The sequence below is a fragment of the Chloroflexota bacterium genome (assembly GCA_020850535.1).
Lineage (GTDB): Bacteria > Chloroflexota > UBA6077 > UBA6077 > JACCZL01 > JADZEM01.
Genome location: JADZEM010000061.1, coordinates 1 through 18820, shown reverse-complemented (window position 1 = coordinate 18820; position 18820 = coordinate 1). Strand labels below are relative to the sequence as shown.

16 protein-coding genes are annotated in these 18820 nt (G+C 68.4%); 6 read left to right on the top strand and 10 right to left on the bottom strand.

The features are described from left to right. The first annotated feature begins 94 nt into the window (after positions 1-94). The 4 genes from hisH to IT306_09240 are packed head-to-tail and all read left to right on the top strand — an operon-like array spanning position 95 to position 2913. The gene (gene hisH / locus IT306_09255; protein MCC7368598.1) at positions 95-742 is read left to right on the top strand and encodes an imidazole glycerol phosphate synthase subunit HisH; all 648 of its coding nucleotides are present in this window, start codon (positions 95-97) and stop codon (positions 740-742) included. Further along, the gene (hisA, locus tag IT306_09250; protein MCC7368597.1) at positions 735-1469 is read left to right on the top strand and encodes a 1-(5-phosphoribosyl)-5-[(5-phosphoribosylamino)methylideneamino]imidazole-4-carboxamide isomerase; all 735 of its coding nucleotides are present in this window, start codon (positions 735-737) and stop codon (positions 1467-1469) included. The genes hisH and hisA overlap by 8 nt, the downstream gene beginning before the upstream one ends. A gap of 23 nt (positions 1470-1492) precedes the next feature. Continuing rightward, a complete protein-coding gene (gene hisF / locus IT306_09245; protein MCC7368596.1) occupies positions 1493-2287 on the top strand; it encodes an imidazole glycerol phosphate synthase subunit HisF in 795 nt (264 codons plus the stop codon). Continuing rightward, positions 2284-2913 carry a bifunctional phosphoribosyl-AMP cyclohydrolase/phosphoribosyl-ATP diphosphatase HisIE gene (locus IT306_09240; protein ID MCC7368595.1) on the top strand — a complete coding sequence of 210 codons (630 nt, stop codon included), beginning with the start codon at positions 2284-2286 and terminating at the stop codon, positions 2911-2913. The genes hisF and IT306_09240 overlap by 4 nt, the downstream gene beginning before the upstream one ends. On the opposite strand, the gene IT306_09235 is transcribed toward IT306_09240, so the two are convergent. The 4 genes from IT306_09235 to rplU form a co-directional block, all read right to left on the bottom strand. Beyond that, positions 2893-3960, bottom strand: a complete 1068-nt coding sequence (locus tag IT306_09235; protein MCC7368594.1) for a DUF1385 domain-containing protein — start codon at positions 3958-3960, stop codon at positions 2893-2895. The genes IT306_09240 and IT306_09235 overlap by 21 nt on opposite strands. A 76-nt stretch (positions 3961-4036) precedes the next feature. Next, complete coding sequence (gene rpmE, locus IT306_09230; protein MCC7368593.1) at positions 4037-4255, bottom strand: 50S ribosomal protein L31; 219 nt, start codon at positions 4253-4255, stop codon at positions 4037-4039. A 90-nt stretch (positions 4256-4345) separates the two neighbouring features. Continuing rightward, positions 4346-4615 (bottom strand): 50S ribosomal protein L27, encoded by a 270-nt coding sequence (gene rpmA / locus IT306_09225; GenBank protein MCC7368592.1) that lies wholly within the window; start codon positions 4613-4615, stop codon positions 4346-4348. 4 nt (positions 4616-4619) lie between these two features. Beyond that, positions 4620-4940 carry a 50S ribosomal protein L21 gene (rplU, locus tag IT306_09220; protein ID MCC7368591.1) on the bottom strand — a complete coding sequence of 107 codons (321 nt, stop codon included), beginning with the start codon at positions 4938-4940 and terminating at the stop codon, positions 4620-4622. 297 nt (positions 4941-5237) lie between these two features. On the opposite strand from rplU, the gene IT306_09215 reads away from it, so the two are divergent. Further along, entirely contained in the window at positions 5238-8303 is a 3066-nt protein-coding gene (locus tag IT306_09215) for a hypothetical protein (GenBank protein MCC7368590.1), read from the top strand. Between the two features lie 39 nt (positions 8304-8342). Here IT306_09215 and scpB read toward each other — a convergent pair whose 3' ends face one another. The 6 genes from scpB to IT306_09185 form a co-directional block, all read right to left on the bottom strand. Beyond that, on the bottom strand, positions 8343-8954 hold the full coding sequence (gene scpB, locus IT306_09210) for an SMC-Scp complex subunit ScpB (GenBank protein ID MCC7368589.1): 612 nt from the start codon (positions 8952-8954) through the stop codon (positions 8343-8345). Further along, positions 8951-11860, bottom strand: coding sequence for a YfhO family protein (locus IT306_09205; GenBank protein ID MCC7368588.1), 2910 nt, complete (start codon positions 11858-11860; stop codon positions 8951-8953). The genes scpB and IT306_09205 overlap by 4 nt, the downstream gene beginning before the upstream one ends. 140 nt (positions 11861-12000) lie before the next feature. Continuing rightward, positions 12001-12696, bottom strand: a complete 696-nt coding sequence (locus IT306_09200; GenBank protein MCC7368587.1) for a glycosyltransferase family 2 protein — start codon at positions 12694-12696, stop codon at positions 12001-12003. A 66-nt stretch (positions 12697-12762) separates the two neighbouring features. Then, positions 12763-14301, bottom strand: a complete 1539-nt coding sequence (locus tag IT306_09195; GenBank protein ID MCC7368586.1) for a hypothetical protein — start codon at positions 14299-14301, stop codon at positions 12763-12765. Then, on the bottom strand, positions 14298-16541 hold the full coding sequence (locus IT306_09190; GenBank protein MCC7368585.1) for a DNA translocase FtsK 4TM domain-containing protein: 2244 nt from the start codon (positions 16539-16541) through the stop codon (positions 14298-14300). The genes IT306_09195 and IT306_09190 overlap by 4 nt, the downstream gene beginning before the upstream one ends. A 2-nt stretch (positions 16542-16543) precedes the next feature. Next, on the bottom strand, positions 16544-17209 hold the full coding sequence (locus IT306_09185) for a uracil-DNA glycosylase (GenBank protein MCC7368584.1): 666 nt from the start codon (positions 17207-17209) through the stop codon (positions 16544-16546). A gap of 219 nt (positions 17210-17428) precedes the next feature. Here IT306_09185 and IT306_09180 point away from each other — a divergent pair, with 219 nt between their 5' ends. Further along, positions 17429-18616 (top strand): CoA transferase, encoded by a 1188-nt coding sequence (locus IT306_09180; GenBank protein MCC7368583.1) that lies wholly within the window; start codon positions 17429-17431, stop codon positions 18614-18616. The last annotated feature ends 204 nt before the right edge of the window (positions 18617-18820 follow it).

Here is an 18820-nt window from a genome sequence, read left to right as displayed (position 1 = left end):
TCAGTCCGAACGAGCTACCCGCACGGGCCGGCCGTCAGCCCGTGCGGCGTCTGATAGAATTCGCCCGGACCGCACATTCGGGGGGCGCCTGGGCATGATTGTGATTCTCGACTACCGAGCCGGAAACCTCCGGAGTGTCGCGAAAGCGCTGGAGTCGGTGGGCGAGCATCCGGTCGTGACCGACGACCCGGCCATCATCGCCCAGGCCGACGGGCTGGTCGTCCCCGGCCAGGGCTCGGCCGTGGACGCGATGAAGAACCTCACCGCCCTCGGGCTGGTCGAGCCACTGCGGGCGTACGTGCGCTCCGGCCGGCCGTTCCTCGGCGTCTGCCTGGGCGAGCAGATCATCTTCGAGTCGAGCGAGGAAGGTCGTGGCGTCGAGTGCCTCGGACTGGTGCCCGGCACGGTCCGTCGGCTGCCCGGCGGCCAGAAGGTGCCGCACATCGGCTGGAACTCAGTCCGCATCCGCCAGCACCATCCGTTGCTGGAGGGCGTGCCCGACAACGCCTACTTCTACTTCGTCCACTCGTTTTACGTGGACCCGGCCGACCACGCCGATACGGTCGGCGAGACGGACTACGGCGTCAGCTTCGCCTCGATAGTCGCGCACAAAAACGTGTTCGCCACCCAGTTCCACCCGGAGAAGAGCTCGGAGATCGGGCTGCGGATCTACCGCAACTTCGCTCGCAACTGCACCGCGCCCCGGGCGGTGACGGCGGTCTCGGCGTCCTCCCGTGTTTGAGATCATCCCCGCCATCGACCTTCAGGGCGGCCGTTGCGTCCGCCTCGTGCAGGGCGATTTCGACCGTTCGACCGTCTACGGTGACGATCCGGCCGCGATGGCCCGTCGCTGGGAGGCGGCCGGCGCGACGCGCATTCACGTGGTCGACCTCGACGGCGCGAAAGACGGCGAGCCGCGCCAGCTTGCAGTCGTCAAGGCGATTGCCGACGCCGTCTCGGTGCCGGTCCAACTGGGCGGCGGCCTGCGGACGCTCGACCACATCCAGGCTGCCGTCGACGCTGGCGTGGACCGGGTGATGGTCGGCACCAAGGCCATCGAAGACCCGTCCTTCGTGGACTGGGCGCTGGGGCGTTTCGGCGGGCTGGTCGGCATCGGGATCGACGCCCGAGACGGCCGGGTTGCCGTTCGTGGCTGGGTGGACGTCTCGGATGTGGACGCGCTCGACCTCGCCCGCCAGATGGCCGAGCGCGGCGTCAAGACCATCGTCTACACCGACATCAGCCGCGACGGCATGTTGACCGGCCCCAACCTGGACGCGATGCGAAAGATGGCCCAGGCCGTGCCCACAGTTGGCGTGATCGCATCGGGCGGCGTCGGCCAGCCCCAGGACATCATCGACCTTGCCGAAACGGGGACCGTCGGCGTGATCGTCGGGAAGGCGATCTACACCGGCAACGTCGATCTCGGGTCGGCCATCGAGGCGCTCGCGTCGCGCGCGTCCGGCTGAACAGCCCAAGGAGTCATTGGCGCGTGCTCACTCGCCGCATCATCCCCTGCCTCGACGTCAACAAGGGCCGCGTCGTCAAGGGCGTCACCTTCGAGCAGTTGCGCGACGCTGGCGACCCGGTCGCCCTGGCCGAAGTCTACAACCGCGAGGGCGCTGACGAGCTGGTCTTCTACGACATCACGGCGTCGTCGGACGGCCGCGACATCATGCTGGACGTGGTGCGGCGCACGGCGGAAGCGGTCTTCATCCCGCTGACGGTCGGCGGCGGCATCCGCACCGCCGACGACGTGCGGACCATGCTGCTGGCGGGCGCGGACAAGGTCAGCATCAACAGCGCCGCCGTGGCCCGCCCGGAGCTGATCCGCGAGGCGTCCGAGTGGTTCGGCGCGCAGTGCATCGTGCTGTCGATGGACATCAAGTGGAACGGCGAGTTCTACGAGATCGTCACGCACGGCGGCCGTCGTCCGACGGGCATGGACGCGATCGCGTGGGCGCAGCAGGGCGTCGAGCTTGGGGCCGGCGAGCTGGTCGTCAACAGCATCGACGCGGACGGCACGCAGGCCGGCTTCGAGCTGCGGTTGACCCGCGCCATCTCGGAGGCAGTCACCGTGCCGGTGGTGGCGAGCGGCGGGGCCGGCAACGCCGACCACATGGCCGATGTGCTGATCGAGGGCAAGGCCGACGCGGCTCTGGCCGCCAGCATCTTCCACTACGGCACGCTGCGGATTGCCGACGTGAAGGCGCGCTGCACCGAGCGCGGCCTGCCGATGCGGCCCGTTCACCTGGACGATGCCCTGGCCGGCGAGGGGGCCGCATGAGCAACGCAGCAGCGGCCGGCGCACCCGACTTCCAGACGTACGACCTGATCCCAGCCATCGTGCAGGACGCTACCAGCGGCCAGGTGCTGATGCTGGGCTACATGAACCAGGAGTCCTATGCGCGGACGCTCGCGGACGGCGAGGTCTGGTTCTGGAGCCGCAGCCGAGGCCGGCTCTGGCGCAAGGGAGAGTCGTCCGGCAACGTGCTCAAGCTGCGGGCGCTGCGGATCGACTGCGACGCCGACACGATCCTGGTGCTGGCCGATCCGGCCGGGCCAACCTGTCACACCGGCGAGGTCTCCTGCTTCTTCACGTCTGTCCACGAGGCCGAGGGCGCACCGCCGTCGTCAGAGGTCGCAGCGGAGCTGTTCGCCACGATCCAGCAGCGGCTGCGTGACCGTCCGGACGGCTCATACATCGCGAAGCTGGCGGCGCGCGGCATCGAGCGGATGGCCCAGAAGGTCGGCGAGGAGGCGACCGAGGTCGTCATCGCCAGCGTCACCCACAACCGCGCGGACCTGATCAACGAGACGGCGGACCTCTGGTTCCACACGTTCGTCCTGCTGGCCGAGAGCGGCCTGACGCCCGACGACATCTGGAAGGCGCTAGCTCAGCGGCGGCGCTGACTCCGGCGACGGCGCGCCGCCCGGGCGCGCCGGGTCCGACTCCTGCTCCAACTTGTACATCGTCTCGAACGAGGCGACGGCCACGTCGATCATATCCGGCTCAGGGTAGCGCGTGGTCAACGCCTGGAGCGCCAGCCCCGGTGCCACGATCACCTGCATCAGCGGGTGCTCGGTGTGCGCACCGCCGAGCTTCAGCACTTCGTAGGCGATGCCGGCGATCAGCGGAATCGCCAGGATGCGCGAGGCGATCCTGATCCACCAGTTGTCGGTCGGGATCAGCGCGAAGAGCAGGATCGAGATCGCCACCACCAGCAACAGGAACGCCGTCCCGCAGCGCGGGTGGGCCGGCGAATACTTGCCGATGTGCTGGCGGTCGAGCGGCTCGCCAGCCTCGAAGGCGTGGATCGTCATGTGCTCCGCGCCGTGATAGGCGAACACGCGCCGGATATCGGGCACGAAGCCGATGGCCCAGACGTAGCCGACCAGCAGGGCCAGCCGGACCAGTCCCTCGAAGATGTGCACGACGAACGTGTTATCGACGGCCAGCTCCAGCAGGCCAGCCACACCCAGCGGCAGCAGGAAGAAGACCCCGATGCCGAACAGCATCGCCACGGCGACGGTCGTCCACTGGAGCGTCTGGCCGAAGGTAGACACGGCCGGCTGCGAGGCAGCGTCAGCAGACGAGGAGAGAGAAGCGCTGGCGGGCTGCTCCGAGGCGTCGTCGCCAGGCGCTCCGTCGGCATCGGCCTTCGGCGCCTCGCGCTCGGCGACCTCCGACGAGAACATCAGCGCCTTCATGCCAAGCCCCAGCGAGTCCCACAGGACCGTCAGACCGCGCAGGAACGGCGTCTTGCTCACCCAGCCGCCGTAGAGGTGGACGGGCAGCCGCTCTGACCGAACGACGATCTCGCCGTCTGGCGCGCGAACTGCCACCGAGGCCCAGCGCCGCCCCCGCATCATCACGCCTTCGAGGACGGCCTGTCCGCCGTAGGTGGTGGGGGAGATGCGTGAGGGCCGGCGGTCGGAGGAGGAGCGTGCGTCTGGCATAGCTCCTCCGCTGACTGCCGGCCCTGTGCGGGGCACTCGACGTGCGAGCGTCAGGGGTCAGGGTGTGGGTTGGGCGTTAGCTCTGCTGCGCCTGCTGAGCGCGCTGCGCGCGGCGGCGGAACCGCTCGACCTGGCCGCCCGTGTCCATCAGCCGCTGCTCGCCCGTGAAGAACGGATGGCAACGGGAGCAGACGTCGATCCTGAGGTTCTGCCTGGTCGAACGGGTCTCGATGACGCTGCCGCAGCCACAGGTGATCGTGGCCGCGGAGTAGCCGGGATGGATGCCATCCTTCATGGTGCGGTGCTCCATTGTGCGGCACGGCAGGTCCGTGCGGCGATGAGCGAGAAAACCAGTGTAGATGAGCCGATGGGAACGGAGGCCCGATCAGGCCTCGACGACCGCCGGCTCGTAGACGCTGACCTTCTTGCGGTCCCTGGTGGCGTTCTCGAATCGGACCGTGCCGTCCACCAGCGCGAACAGCGTGTGGTCCCGACCGACGCCCACATTGTTGCCGGGGCGAATGGCCGTGCCGCGCTGCCGCACGATGATCGTGCCGGCGAGCACCACTTGCCCGTCGCTCCGCTTGACCCCGAGACGCTGGCCCGCGCTGTCGCGGCCGTTTCGGGTCGAACCCATGCCCTTCTTGTGAGCCATCGATCTACTCCGGCGCCACGATGTCGCCGACTCGGACGCGCGTCACGAGCTGGCGATGTCCAGTCTTCCGCCGATACCGCACCTTCGGCTTGTACTTGAAGATGATGAGCTTCTCGCCCTTCGCCTGCTCAAGCACTTCGCCGACGATCTTCGCGCCGTCGATCGCGGGGCTACCGAACCGTGGCGCTGCATCATCAGCCGCGACCATCAACACGCGGCCGAGCTCAATCTGAGCCCCAACCTCGCCGTCGAGACGCTCGACCTCGATGACGTCGTCCGGCTGGACCTTGTACTGCTTTCCACCCGTCTCGAGGATCGCGTACATGACGACCATCCATCCTTACTAGCATACAGCTTCGTGGACACACGAGAGCCGCGACTGGTGTCGCGGCTCGACAATAGTACCAGCCGGCCCACCAGGGCGGCAAACGAGCAGTGTCCGCGGCCACTTTAGGTGATGCTCCGGCCCACCCAGGCTATTTCTTTCGCGACAGTCGTGTTCCGATTCACCGCGCGTACCTTCTCAGGTACGCGCTACGTTGTGGCTTCTTGGTACCATCTCGCCGCCGGTGCTTTGTGAGCGGGCGTTCTCCGTGGCCGGCGAACGGAACAGGGGGCTGCCGTGGCGCGCCAGGTGCTGCTCGGATTACTGTTCGCCGGAGTGTCGGTCATCGCGGCGCTGATTCTGCTGCCGCCCCGTACTGCGCTTGCACACGATGGACTGTCGGTTGCGGCTCCAACGGACCGGCAGCGCGATCCCGAAGCGCGCTCCGAGGCCTCGGAGCTGACCGAAGAGCTGCGTGGCGCGACAGCCGCGCCGCCAAAAGGTCCGGCCGTTCAGGCGGCCATCACTACGAAGGCGCAGCGTCGGCAAGCGCTCATCAACCGGCTGGCGCAGTCCGATCCGTCCGCCGTGCTCGATCTTGCGCTCACGCCGGCCGAGCGCGCGGCGCTGCCGCCGCAGTCTCGCCAGTACGTCGAAGAGCGCGTGTCGGTCGACGGCGAGTTTCAGGTCTTCCACGTCGACTATGAGGACGGCCACAGCGAGTACATCACGCGCCTCGCCAAGGATGGTCGGTTCAGGCCGCTGGCGCTGGGGGCGTCGATTGGCGCGGCCCGGCCAGGGGACGTGATCCAGACCAACGGCGTGGCCCTCGCCGGCAGCGACGCCGTCGTCTCCGATCAGATGGTCGTGATCCAGTCGCCCAGCGCGGTCGGGACCACCGGCAACCAGCGCACGGCGATCATCCTGGCGATGGGCAGCGGCATCGCATCCCACCCCTACGCGAACAAGGCGAACACGGCCAGCATCTTCTTCTCGTCGGCCAACGCCGGCAGCGCCCGCAACTACTACTACGAGGCCTCCTACGGCCAGACGCTCATCGTCGGCGGCAACGGTGTTGAGGGCACGGCTGCCGACGTGTACGGGCCATACAGCATCGCCGCCACCGACTGTAACACCGACACGATCCGCGCGCAGGCGTTCGCGGCGGCAGACCCCGACCTGAACTTCGGTACCTACGACCGTGTCGTCATCTCGGTGATGACGACCACGGCGGCCGGCTGCGGGAGCGGCGGCGTTGGCACCGTGCGTTCACAGTACCAGGGCAGCTACGACGGCGCATTTCAGTACCTGTCCGTCTCGTGGGACTACAACAACGCCCTCGGATCGACAGCCCTGAACGGCAAGATCGGCGGCGTCGCCGTCCATGAGTACGGCCACAACATCGGCGTCTGGCACGCCAATTCCCTCGACTGCGGCACCTCGGGCATCGGGACCGGCATCTGCTACAGCACCGAGTACGGCGACCCGGCCGACGTGATGGGCAACGCGGGCGGCTACGGGCACCCCAATGGCGTCCACAAAGATGCGCTGGCGTGGCTCAACGGTGGGCGCTCCCAGACCGTCACGACCAACGGCAGCTACCAGCTCAATGCGTACGAGGACGGCACGGCGAACGTCAAGGTGCTGCGGATCCCACGCACGCGCAGCTCCGGTGGCACGGTCAACGGCTACTACTACCTGGAGTACCGCAAGCCAACGGCCACCTGGAACGGCTTCCTCTCCGGACGGACCGAGTACGGCAGCGGCGTCCTGGTACACGCATCAGGGGCGAGCCCGCTCTGCACGGCTTACTGCAATCCGGACTTCAGCGGCAGCGGCGGCGGCGGCGACTCCAACCTCGTGGATACGTCGCCGGCCAGCAGCTCGGGGACGACTGACTTCAACGATGCGCCGCTCAGCCTGACCGAGTCCTACGACGACGATGCGGCCGGCCTGACCATCCGAGTGACGGAGACCGGTGCGACCAGCGCCACGGTGTCGGTCTCGTTCACCACGCCGAGGCTCGCGGTGCGGACGGTGATCTACCCGACAGCCGCCGGGCAGGTCAGCGGCGTCGATACGACCTACACGGCCGGCCAGTCGGTGACGCTCACCGCCAGCCCGTCCAACTGCTTCATCCGCTGGCGCGAAAACCGCGCCAACCAGTCGTACACGAACCCATACACCTTCACCATTCAGTCAGACCGGCTGATAGAAGCCGTGTTCCAGTCCACGTCGAGCTGTGCGCCAGCCCCGGCCAACGACGCGTTCCCCGGCTCGACGGTCAACGCCGGGCAGCAAGTCGCGCTGACCACCGGGGCCACGACCGAGGCCAGCGAGCCGACCACCTTCAGCTGCGCCGGGAGCAGCCTCACCATTGGAAAGACGGCCTGGTACACCTATACGCCTGCGAGCTCCGGCACCGTCACCATGTCTACGGCCGGCAGCAGCTTCGATACGGTGCTGCGGGTCTATTCCGGCGGATCGGTCGGCAGTCTGTCTGAAGTCGCCTGCAACGACGACATCTCCAACAACGTCAATACGGCGTCCCAGGTGCAGTTCAGCGGACAGGCCGGGACGGCGTACCGCGTGCAGGTGGGCGGCTACAACTCGGGGAGCGGCAACGCCATTCTGACGATCGCCGCTGCTCAGCCGCCAGCGGCGGACCCTCGCCAGGAAGGCCCGATCACCGTCGCCGGCAACCTGACCGCGGGCGGCACGGCCACCTTCACCGTCTCGATCAAGAACTACGGCGGCATCGCCACGCCGGCCCTCCACCCCTACCTGGGCGGGACGAACTTCGTCGGCTCGGCGTGGCAGGCCACGGTCAGCTCGCCGACCTCGGCGGTGATTCAGCCAGGGGCCACCACGACCTTCACGGTACAGCAGCCGCTGGCCACCGGCGGTCCCTGGACCATGACCTCGGTCGGCCTCTGGAACGACGACACGAACAGCGACTGGAAGGCGTTGCCGCCGAACGGTCAGCAGCAACCGGTGATGTTCCAGGTCGCCATCGCCTGCTCGCCACGCCCGAAGGTCAACGTCGCGACCCGGCTGTCAGGCGACGGACGCCTGCTGGTGGTGCTGTCCGCGAGCGCCACGGACGTCGGCAACCGGATCCTGTCGGTGCAGTTCGGCGCGGACAGCCACACGTCATTGCCGAACGCGCTGATCGACACGGCGGAGCTTGGCAACGGCCGAAGCACTCCCGGCACCGTGCAACTGGCCGGCGCGCCGTCCAGCTACACGTTCTACGTGCGTCGGCAGACGCCCGGACTGCCGGCGACCGTGGCGCTCACCGTGACCGATCTCTGCGGAAACTGGCAAACGTTGGTGGGCGGCGGCACCAGCGCCGGGTTCTAGCGCCACGCCTCCTCGCCGCGGCCCAGGGCTGTGAGCAGGTTATGACGAGCCGCCGGAAGCCGGCGGCTCGGTCGGTTGAGGCTGTTCGACTGGCGGCAGATCCGACAGCGAGCGCAGGCCCAGGTGCTCCAGAAAGTCCAGCGTGGTGCCGAACAGCACCGGCCGCCCGACCGTCTCGCGTCGGCCAACCTCCTCGACAAGGCTCCGGGTGAGCAGCGAGGCCAGGGCGCGGTCGCCGTTGACGCCACGGATCGCCTCGATCTCGGCGCGGGTGACCGGCTGACGGTACGCCACAACGGCCAGCACCTCCAGAGCCGCCCGCGAGAGACGAGCGTGCTCCTCCAGGCCGCGCAGGCGTCGGATGTAGCGCGCCGATTCTGCCGCAGTGACCAGTTGCAGGCGCTCGTCGTGGCGTTGGAGCAGCAGACCGGCTGGGGGACCCTCGCCAAGCTGCCGCGCCACGCGCTCGACCGCCGAGCGCTTGACCTCGAGCAGCCGCGCCAGCTCCCCGAACGGCAGCGGCTCGTCGGCGGCGAACAGGATGGCCGTCAGGTGCGCCGACAGCTCACCGTCCGACAGGAGCGCCCCCCCGAGCGGCTGGTCGTCGTCCAGGTCGTCAGGCGCGTCTGCCGAGCGTCGAGGATCGCTCATGCCGTCGTCTCCCCAGGTGTTGGCAGCCGCCGTGGTCGGACCCAGGCGCTTGCGCCGATGGCCAGCACGACCGCGAGCAGGAGACTGCCGCCCGAGATCGCCAGCCCGACCTGAACCGAGCGCGGCTGGTAGATAAACTCGACGGTGTGCTGGCCGGCCGGGACCTGGACGGCCCGGAACAGGATGTTGGCCCGCTCGATGGGAACATCCTGGCCGTCAACCGTCGCGCGCCAGCCGGGAAACCAGCTATCGGACAGCACCAGGATGCTCGGCGCGGCCGTCGAGACCGAGATGGCCACGCGCTCGGGATCGTCGCGTTCGATGTGAGCCTGTCCGACGGTCGAACCCGCCGCCGGTGACGCGGCCGGCGGGCGCACCGTCTCGCTCGGGGCCAGAATCGCGGCCGTGCGGGGGTTGTGAGCTGGATCGGAAAGACGCGTGGACGCCTCTGCCAGATCGAGCACCTCAGCCTGCGTGACGAGGTAGGCACGTGGCAGGGCGGTCTGGCGCTCGTACAGCTTCACGTCGAAGAAGTCCACTCGCTCGACGGTACTGTCGGGGGTGATCGGAAAGGCCATCTGCCGCTCGTCGTCGATCAGGTTGAGGGCGCGCACATTCAGGATACGCTCTGGACTGACGCTGCGTATCTCCAGCATGGCAACCTCCTGACGTGGGAATTCGACCTCGGCGATCCAATCGCCCGGGGCATCCGGGCCGCGATCGCCCCACCGCTCGACGCGATCCAGGTCCGGGGCCTGTTCGGGCTTCCAGGTCTCGGGCGCCGTGGTCCGGCCGACGGTGAGCGGCAGTTCGCGCACCGAGCCGTTAGGCGCCGTCAGACGGAGGATGGCCACGTCGTTGCCGCGCACGAACGCCCGGGCATCCCCGACGCTGGCGACCGACGAGATGATGCCCAGCTTCGTGAGGCCGCCGCGCGGCAGAGCGCCCAGGACGAGCGACTCGCCGGGCCGCAACACACGGGTCAGGGCGCGGTCGTAGTAGACGGCACCACGCGTGTCGTCCTTGACTCGGCCGGCCAGGATCCAGCGCACCCCCAGCAGATCGAGCCAGCGCGGCTCCGGCGCGGCGTCCAGGCGGCTGATCAGGACGCCGTCGGGCCGCGCCCGCTCCCCGAGCATCGCCTGGGCAAACTGATAGTAGGTCCGCAGCGGCAGCACGCCGCCATCGTAGCCATCCGCCGAGCGGAGGCGGTACTCCAGCGGCACGTTTGGCCAGAGCGTCTCGTTCCACTTGACGGCGAAGAGCAGGTTGTCGAGCGCCAGCCGCCGCAGGCCGCCGTACCGCTCCTCGTACTCGCCGGTCTCCTTGACGACGTACTCGGTGCTGGCGATGCTCAGCGAGCGGTAGCCTGGCTGGGCGGCAGCGCGCGCGAGCAGCTCGGTCGTCGCCTCGCGCGACTGCTTGTAGGCGATGTTCGGGATGGTCTGGCGGTGCTCGAGGTTCGCGCCGGCCAGCCAGAGATCGAGCAGCGCGCCGCCGACGAGCAGCACCAGGAGCGGGGTCCGCGCCTTCGGCAGCGTGACCGCCAGCAGCGCGCCGAGCATCGTCAGGCCGACGACTACGCCCCAGGCCAGCAGCAGCCACTTCGACTGCGGCTGCCCCCAGAAGACCAGCGACAGCAGGGCCAGCGGGATCGCAACGCCCACGAGAAGGCGGCGCACGCGGCCGACCTCCCCGAGCAGCGTCGTCAACGCAGTTCGCCCGCCATCGCGCCACCTGACCAGCCGGTCCAGGCCCGCCGCCGCCAGGATCGCCAGCCCGACGGTCGAGACCATCAGCCAGCGCGCCGGCACCCGAAACGACGAGAACCCCGGCGCGTAGTCGAACAGGAAGCGATAGGCCGACGTGGCGTCCCCGACTGCCAGCAGCAGTCCGAGCGTCACCAGCACCGCCCCGAGCACCGCCGGCCGGCCCGATCCCACCAGTAACCCGAGCCAGGCCAGCGCGAACAGCGCCGTGCCCAGGTGGCCGAAGAACTCGGTGGTGGGCAGGTGCGCCCAGTAGCCAGGGAACAGCGATGGCAGCAGCAGCGGCCACGGCAGCGCATCGAAGGCCGCAAGCTGGTAGCTCAGCCCGCCCCCGCGAATCGACAGCCCAGACAGTTCCAATGTTGGCAGCAGTTGCGCGGCTGAGATGCCGCCGGCCAGACCGGCCGCCACACCGAGCGCGATGCCGCCCGTCAAGAGCAGCCGGAGTCGCTCAACCCAGGGGGGGACGGTCTGCCAGCCGCCGACGACGCGCCAGAGCAGCATGATCCCGACGGCCACCATGGTCATGTAGACCTCTTGCGGGTGGCCGGCCAGGACCTGGAGCGCGATCACCACCACCAGCCCGAGGAACGGGCCGAGACGGGGTCGGCGCACAGTCAGGTCAAGCAGCAGCATCACGGCCGGCAGCCACGCCGCCACGCTGAACTGGTTGATGTGCCCGGCCTGCCCGTTCATGAACCCGCTGAAGGCGAAGCCAGCCCCGCCGAGCACGCCGGCCACGCGACCCAGACCCAGGCTGATCCTGGCGAAGGCGTAGGTGCTCAGCGCGGCGATCCAGAGATGGGCCAGGAAGTTGACGGCGTAGGCGCGCGGCACGTCCAGCAGCGCGAACAGCCACGTCCCCGGGTAGAAGACCGCCGTCTGGGGATTGGCAAGGTAGGGCGTGCCGGCGAAGAGGTACGGGTTCCAGAGCGGCAGGTAGCCCTGGCCGAGCGTCTCGGCGATGTACGAGCGGAGCGGATAGAAGTAGACGAAGGCGTCGTAGCCGCCCAGCACGTGCCCAGCGAACGCGAGGCCCGGGTTGAACAGCAGCACCAGCGCCAGCAGCGCCAGGCCCGCGAGTGCCTCTGGCAGCCAGCGCTCGCGCCGGGACTCCGTTGACGTGTACTCCGTCATCCCGAGCGGAACGAGCCTGCGAGTGCAGTCGAGGGATCTTCCCCGTCATGGCGCCGCACGCCCCTGGAAGAACCCTCCACTCGGCTCGTGCCTCGCTTCGGTCGGGATGACATGGCCTTCTCGTTCGAACCGGGGCCGCGCTAGCTGAAGAAGCGGTAGCGCAGCAGGGTCAGCAGGACGCGCGGACCGTCCCGCCACGCCACGATCTTCTTGCCTTCCCAGTGCTCGCGGCCCGTGTAGGAGATCGGCACCTCGTAGATGCGATGGCCCATCCGCATGATCTTCGCTGTGATCTCCGGATCGAAGCCCCAGCGATTCGACTTCAGCACCAGGCGGTCGCCGATGTCCTTGGTGAAGACCTTGTAGCAGGTCTCCATGTCGGTCAAGGTGGTGTCGAACAGGACGTTGGTGATCAGCGTCAGCAGTTGATTGCCCACGGCGTGCCAGAAGTACATCGCCTTGTGCTCGCCCAGGAAGCGCGAGCCGTAGACGGCTTTCGCGCGGCCAGCCAGGATCGGTCGGAGCAGCACCGGGTAGTCGGCGGGGTCGTACTCAAGGTCGGCATCCTGGATCAGCAGGATGTCGCCGGTCGCGTGCTTGAGTCCCTCGCGGCAGGCCGCGCCCTTGCCCTGGTTTCGGGGCAGGAAGTGCAGCTTCAGGTCGCCGCGCGTGGCGGCCTGCTCTTTGAGGATGTCCCGCGTGCCGTCCGTCGAGAAGTCGTCGACGATGACGATCTCCTTCTCGATGTCGCCGATGTCGACGGCGCGGACCTGATCGAGCAGGGTCACGACGGTGGTGCGCTCGTTGTAGCAGGGGATGATGATCGAGAGCTTCAGGAGACCGCTCCACTCGCCGTACTCGCCGGCTGCTGACTGGCTCCGGGGCCGCCGAATGGTAGCACGCTACTCGTCCCCAGGGGCGAACAGTTGCTGGGTCGTGCCGTTGATCTCATACGTTTCGTACAGGTAGTAGTATCGCCCGATGGCCGCGAGGACCGGCTCGGGGTACAGCTCGGCGTTCAGGACGACCCATGAGAATCGGCGCTCGCGGAGGTCGGCCACGAGGCCATCGGGCGACCAGCGGCCAGCCTGATAGACGTTGCGGAGGTGCGTGGCGTTGCCGACGACCTCCTTGCCGGCCGCGATCCCGTAGCTCGGGTCTTCGAGCAGGACCGGACCGTCGGCCTCGCGCAGCTTCTGCACGAGGTCGCTGGCGGCCCGAAGCTCTGGCTCGCCGGGCCAGCGGCTCAGCACGGAGGCCTGCGCTCCACCATCGGTGAACGACGGGCCGAGACGGTAGAGCGGCCCGTGCGACAGCAGGATGGCCTGGATGAGCAACATGGCCCCGCCGGCGAAGATCGCCAGGTCGTCGTACGGGATGTTCCGTTGCAGTCGGGCGAATGTCTGCCCGGCCAGGACCGCCGAGGCCGCGATAGGGGCCAGAAAGTAGGACTCCCCCGCGCCCCACTTCCCCACGCTGATTGCCAGGAGCATCGAGAAGATCCAGTACAGCTCGAGCGGTCCAGGCTGCCGGGTGCGAACCGCTCGGAAGACCTCCAGCGCGGCCAGCCCGACCACGATCAGGTGGAGATGCAAGAAGTTCAGGTAGTAGTCAACGGCCTGCTTTGCGTCGAACGGGTTGACGTTGCCGACAACCACGTTGACCCAGAAGCCGCCATCGGTCGCCGCGTTCAGCAGCAGCAGCAGGACGCCGCCGACGACGCCGACGACCGCTCCAACGGCCACGCCAAGTCGCAGGTCGCGGAGCGCCAGCGCCAGCAGGCCAGCCGCCACCGCGTCGATGGTCGTCTGCTTGGTGTAGAGGGCCAGCAGGAAGCAGACGGCCGCCGCTGCTCCCCAGCGCCACCCGCGCCCCAGGCAACACGCGACGCCGGCCAACCCAAACAGGACGGCCAGCGCGTTGACGCGGGCCAGCGGCGTCGTGTGGAAGACGTAGACCGAGCCGAGGTACAGCAGGCCGGCCGTCAGCGCCGCCAGCCCGACCTGCTTGCGCGCATACACGACCGCGCCGATCAGCAGCGCCGTCAGCAGGGCGGCCGTCGCCGAGAGCAGCCTGCCCGCCGCCAGCGTCGGCCCGGTCTGCTGCACGATGGCCGACAGGATGGCCGAGAAGACCGGCGGGTAGTTGGACGAGTAGTACGGGTACCGGCTGTTGTCGGTGTAGATCGGTAGGCCGCGAGCCAGCGCCAGCCCACTGTTCAGGTCGTACCCCTCGCCCTGGTCGAGGTCGTACGGATAGCGAGCCAGATTCGTCGTGTGGGCGACGTAGACCAGCAGGTAGAAGACCAGCAGACCGACCGCTGCCGCCCAGATCAGCCCGCCGACGACGGCGAGAACCGTCAGCGGGCCAGTCAGATCGTCGTCAACCAGATCCGCAGTGGTGGCAGTCGGGTGCCGTCCTGCCCTGTACGGTGCGGTCACTCGACGCCGAGCGGCTCGTGCTGTTCGAGCAGCTCCCGCGAGCGGCCGTCCTCGGACGGTCCGATCACGCCGCGCTCTTCCAGCAGATCGACCATCCGCGCCGCGCGCGGATACCCGATTCCGAGCCGACGCTGGAGCAGCGACGCCGACACCTTTCGGTACTGGATCGCCACGCCGACCGCCTTCTCGTAGAGATCGTCGCCATCCTCATCGTCCTTGATGTTGAGCTGATCGACCTCGCGGATGTCGTCGTCGGTGTAGGCAGGCTGCCCGAGCTTCGTCCAGAAGTCCACCAGCGTCTTCATCTCCTCGTCCGAGACGAACGCGCCCTGGAGCCGAACCGGCTTGCTGGCATCCTGCGGCAAGTAGAGCATGTCGCCGCGCCCGAGCAGCTTCTCCGCACCGGCCGAATCGAGGATCGTGCGCGAGTCGATGTGCGAGCTGACGGCGAACGAGATGCGGGTCGGGATGTTGGCCTTGATCAGGCCGGTGATGACATCCACCGACGGCCGCTGCGTCGCCACGACGAGGTGGATGCCAGCGGCGCGGGCAAGCTGGGCCAGCCGGCAGATCAGCCGCTCGACCTCGTCCCCGGCGATCATCATCATGTCGGCCAGCTCGTCGATGACGACGACCAGGAACGGCATCTTCTTCTCGTTCGGGATCTCGGCCACGGCCTTGTTGTACGCCTCGATGTTGCGGGCCGAACGGGCCGCCAGCAGCCCGTAGCGCCGCTCCATCTCTTTGACGACCCACTTCAGGACGCCGACGACCTTCTCCATGTCGGTGACGACGGGCATCCTCAGGTGCGGAATCCCGTTGAAGCCGACCAGCTCGACCATCTTCGGGTCGACCATGATGAACTGGAGGTCGTCTGGCGTGGACTGGTAGATCAGCGAGGCGACGATGGTGTTGATGCAGACCGACTTGCCGCTGCCGGTCGCCCCCGCGATCAGCAGGTGCGGCATCTTGGCGAGATCGCCGACGACGGCCTCGCCGCTCACGTCGCGCCCGAGCGCCAGCCGCAGCTTCGACTTCGGCTTCGCCCACCGATCGGACTCGAACAGCTCACGCAGGCTGACGGTCTGGCCGGTGCGGTTCGGCACCTCGATGCCGACGACGCGCCGCCCCGGCACCGGGGCCTCCATCCGCAACGCGGTCGCCCCGAGCCGCAGCGAGAGATCGTGCTGACGGGCCAGGATCTTGTTGACGGCCACGCCCGGCGACGGCTCCAGCCCGAACTGGGTGACCGTCGGTCCGGTGCTGACCTCGATGACACGGGCCTGCACGTTGAAGCTCGCCAGCGTCTCCTCGATCACTCTGGCCTGGGCGCGTACGTCAGTCTGGCTCTGCTCGACCACCGGGGCCGAGCGGAAGATCGTCACGTTTGGCAGCCGCCACACCTGCGCGCCCGGCCGGCCAGGGACCGACGGCTGCAGCTCCAGCTCGGCCTGGACGGCGGCCGGCTCCTCCTCGCGAGGGCGCGGCGCCGGGCGAGCCTTGCGAACCACCTGCTTGATCGCGCCGGCCAGCGGACGAGCCTGCTGCTGACTGCCGGCGATAGTCACCTTCAGCCGCGGCTCGGCCAGTTTGGCGCGAACCTGGCTGATGCCTTGCCAGGTCAGGCGGGCCAGCAGCGTCGCGCCGATGCCGAGCCAGACGCCGACCTCCAGAAGGGTCAGGTCGAACAGCAGGAGAGCGCCGAGCGCCATCGCCCCGAGCAGCAGCACGATGGCGGCCGGCAGCCCGAGCGCATCGGTCAGCCCATCCGAGAGAAAGTAGCCGAACGCGCCGCCGCCGGCCCGCAGCTCGAACGCCCGGGCGGCCGGCTCGACCTCGCCACTGGGGACGAGGTGGACGATGGCCGGCAGCGCCAGCGAGATCAGCAGCGCGCCGAGGACGCGGACCGTCGGGCGGCTGTTCTCGCCACGGAAACTGGCCGCGAGGCGCATCACACCGAGAACCACCAGCCAGATCGGCGTCAGGAAGGCTGTGCCGCCCAGCGCAAAGGTGAGCCAGTGCTCCAGCGGCGTGGTCATCCAGCCTGACGGGAACGCGATGGCCAGCGCGCTGATGCAGCCGAGGACGATGCTCAATACGGCAGCGATATCGGTCAGCAGCCGGCGGTTCTGCCCGAGCGCCGTGAGCGCGCGCGAGAGCAGGCTCGGGCCTCTTGGCGCGGACGGGGTCTTGCGGCGGGTCGTCGTGGCAGCCGGCCGGGCGCGTCGTGCAGTCGCCACGGCTAGAACAGCGTCATCTGGGACGGCCCCGACTGCGTCGGATCGGTCCCGCCGGGGGCCGTTGCACCGGTCGTTCCGGCGGCTCGGGCCTCGGCCTGTTCGCGGGCGCGCTTGCGGGCCGCCTCCAGCGCGCGCGGCAGCTTGTCAAAATCCTCTTCGAGTCCTTCACGGTACTTCGGCTGGCGCAGCGCAGCGGCCGGGTGGAAGCAGGCGTAGGCCGCGATGTCGCGCCAGGGCCGCAGCCGACCGTGCATCTGGGTGATCCGCGCCTGTGGCCCGAAGAACGTTGCCATCGAGAACCGTCCCAGCGTCACGATCAAGACCGGCTTGATCTCGGCGATCTGCCGTTCGAGATAGCCGTGACACGCTTCGATCTCGTCCGGCATCGGGTCACGATTGCCGGGCGGTCGATGTTTAACAACGTTGGTTATGTACACATCGTCTCGCGAGAGGCCGGCCCGCTCCAGCATCTCGTTAAGCAGTTTGCCGGCCGGTCCGACGAACGGTCGGCCCTGGGCGTCCTCGTGGAAGCCCGGCCCCTCGCCCACGAAGAGGATCTCGGCGTTCGGGTTGCCTTCGCCCGGGACGCCGTTGCGGGTGCCCTCGTGCAGGCGACAGTTCGTGCAGGAGCGGACTTCCTGAGCGATCACGGTCAGTTCCTCTGACATGTCCCCTCCTGGCCCGGTCAGCCGCGGTTCTGTCTGGATGCTACCACCGGTCTGGGCGGTTCCGAATTGACCGGACCATCACATCCACGTATCCTCTCGCTGGCGCCGCACGAACCGTGCTTCCCTCGGCCCGCCTCGGCAGCCATCGCCTTCGAGCCACGGGCCTGACACAATCTTTGCCCGTATCCTTCTGCTGATACAGGCACGATGGAGTGCTCGATGCCCGGACCACTCGCTGGCATTCGCGTTCTGGACCTGACTCGCGCCCTGGCCGGGCCGTACTGCACGCTGATGCTCGGCGACATGGGCGCCGACGTGATCAAGGTGGAGATGCCGGGCACTGGCGACGAGGCGCGCGGCTGGGGACCGCCCTTCATCGAGGGCGAGAGCACCTACTTCATGAGCATCAGCCGCAATAAGCGCAGCGTCACCGTCGATCTGAAGCAGCCCGAGGGCCGCGAGATCGTTCGGAAGCTGATCGAGCAGTCCGATGTGCTGGTCGAGAACTTCCGTCCCGGTCTGATGGACCGCTTCGGCTTTGGCTACGAGCAGGCGAAGGGGCTCAACCCGCGCCTGATCTTCTGCTCGATCTCCGGATTCGGGCAGACCGGACCGCGCGCCAACCAGCCAGCTTTCGACCAGGTCTTGCAGGGCATGGGCGGGGCGATGAGTCTGACCGGCCAGCCAGGAGGCCAGCCAACCAAGTTCGGCATCCCGATTGCCGACATCGGCGCAGGCATGTTCGCGGCGTTCGCTATCAGCAGCGCCCTGTTCGTCCGCGAGAAGACGGGCGTGGGCCAGTGGATCGACGCCTCGATGCTGGGCGGGCAGGTGGCCCTGCTGACGTTCCAGGCTGGCCGCTTCTTCGCCACCGGCAACGCGCCGGGCCTCGCTGGCAACCGCCATCCGAGCATCGCCCCGTACGAGACGTTCTCGGCGTCAGACGGCTTCGTCAACGTGGCCTGCGGCAACGAGCGGATGTGGCAGGCGTTCTGTAAAGCGCTGGGGCTGGAATCGCTGCTCGACGATGCGCGCTTCACCCTCAACCGCGACCGCGTTGGCAACCGTGAGCCGCTGATCGCCGCCATCGAGGCGCGCCTCGGGTCGCTGACGGTGGCGGAGGTCGTGGCGATCCTGGAGAAGGTCGATGTGCCGTGCGGCCCGGTCTACACGCTCACGGACGTCTTCGCCGATCCCCAGACGGAGCACCTGAACCTGCGTCGGACGGTGGAGCACCCGAAGGCCGGCACGATCAGCGTCACGGGCTTCCCCTGGCAGTTGTCGGAGACCCCGGCCGAGATCCGCCTGCCGCCCCCGATGCTCGGCGAGCACACCGACGAGGTGCTGGGTGAGCTTGGCTACTCGTCAGCCGAGATCGCGAAACTCCACGAGTCTGGAGCGGTGTAACGGCTTCTCGCCCACGTCATCCTGACCGCGGCGAGGCACGAACGAAGTGGAGCAGGGCAATCGCATGTTGAGCGCGTCGTGCCGCCGCGTCGGGGCTTGAAAGCCCCGCCTACGCTCCTGCAGTCGCTGCGCGACGCCCCGGTCTCACCGGACGACGCTGTTCCCGGCGTCCGTCGCGGAGCGACTGAATGCGTGTAGGCGGGG